This window comes from Scandinavium sp. UTDF21-P1B, assembly GCF_040750395.1.
Taxonomy (GTDB): Bacteria; Pseudomonadota; Gammaproteobacteria; order Enterobacterales; family Enterobacteriaceae; genus Scandinavium.
The window spans coordinates 1-1,048 of record NZ_JBFLVD010000030.1 but is presented as its reverse complement, the minus strand read 5'-3'; the positions used below and the strand labels follow the sequence as shown (position 1 = coordinate 1,048).

At 61.0% G+C, this 1,048-nt stretch carries 1 protein-coding gene; it reads right to left on the bottom strand.

The annotated features are described in order from the left end of the window. Window positions 1-1,048, bottom strand: a 1,048-nt coding sequence (locus AB1287_RS20310; protein ID WP_435618894.1) for a hypothetical protein, incomplete at both ends; no start/stop codon positions are given.

The window sequence follows — 1,048 nt, the reverse complement described above, 5'->3', positions numbered from 1 at the left end:
GTGGTGGTGTTGACAATAAACTCACGGCCCACCTTGTGGTCGTTGGCGTCGTAGCGCTGCGCGTAAATCGCAGAGCCGCTGCCATCACCGCCGGCCGAGCCCCAGATAATCAGGTAGCCGCCATCCTCCAGCGCCACACCCACCGGCTTGTACTGCTTACCGTCGGTATAGGTGTTGACGATGAAATCTCCGGTACCCTTCACCGAGACTACGCCCGTGACAGGGTCCACCGTGTAATGCACGGCGCGCACGTCGGAACCATTGGCACCCGAGTCGTTGGTATCCCAGTACACCACGAAGCTGCCGTCTTTCAGGGTGATCACGTCCGGATAGTTCTGGCTGCCGTCCATGGTGGTATTCACCTGGAATGCGCCACCCAGCGGCTTGCCGTCCGCTCCGAAGATTTGCCCTACCACGCCGGTTCCACTTTTATCCGACGGGCCGGAGGTCGAGTTCCACACCGTGATGTACATCCCGCCGTGTGCCGCGTCGGTAAACGAGGCCATTTCCGGGCCGCCGGAGGCACCCATACCGGTACCGGTGGCCACAACCACTTCGCCCGTTTGAGCCTGATCGTCCGGGCCGTAGGTACGCTGAACGACATTCTTACCCTGATCCTGCCAGCTAATGACATAGCCGCCGTCGGCAGTTGCCAGGACACCCGGACGATTCTGGTCACCGCTGGTGGTGGTGTTCACCAGGAACTCATCGGTTACCGCCTGCCCGTCTGCGCCGTAGCGGCGGGCCACGATGCCGTCGCCACTGTTGTCCAGGCCACCATTATAGGACTCGTAAACCACGATAAAGCCGCCGTCCGCCAGAGCCACCACCTGCGGGCTGTCCTGGTTGTTATTGGTGCGCTGGTTAACCTGCTGTTCGGACCCGATTTTGTGTACGCCGTCGGCTTCATACATCTGCATGTAGACTTCGGTCGCCGACACGCCATCGCCCTGCCAGATGACGACGATACGGCCGTCGGCCAGACGGGTCGTCGTCGGGTTGGTCTGATCCCCGGTGAAGGTCGTATTCACCTGAGTGCTTTCGTTCA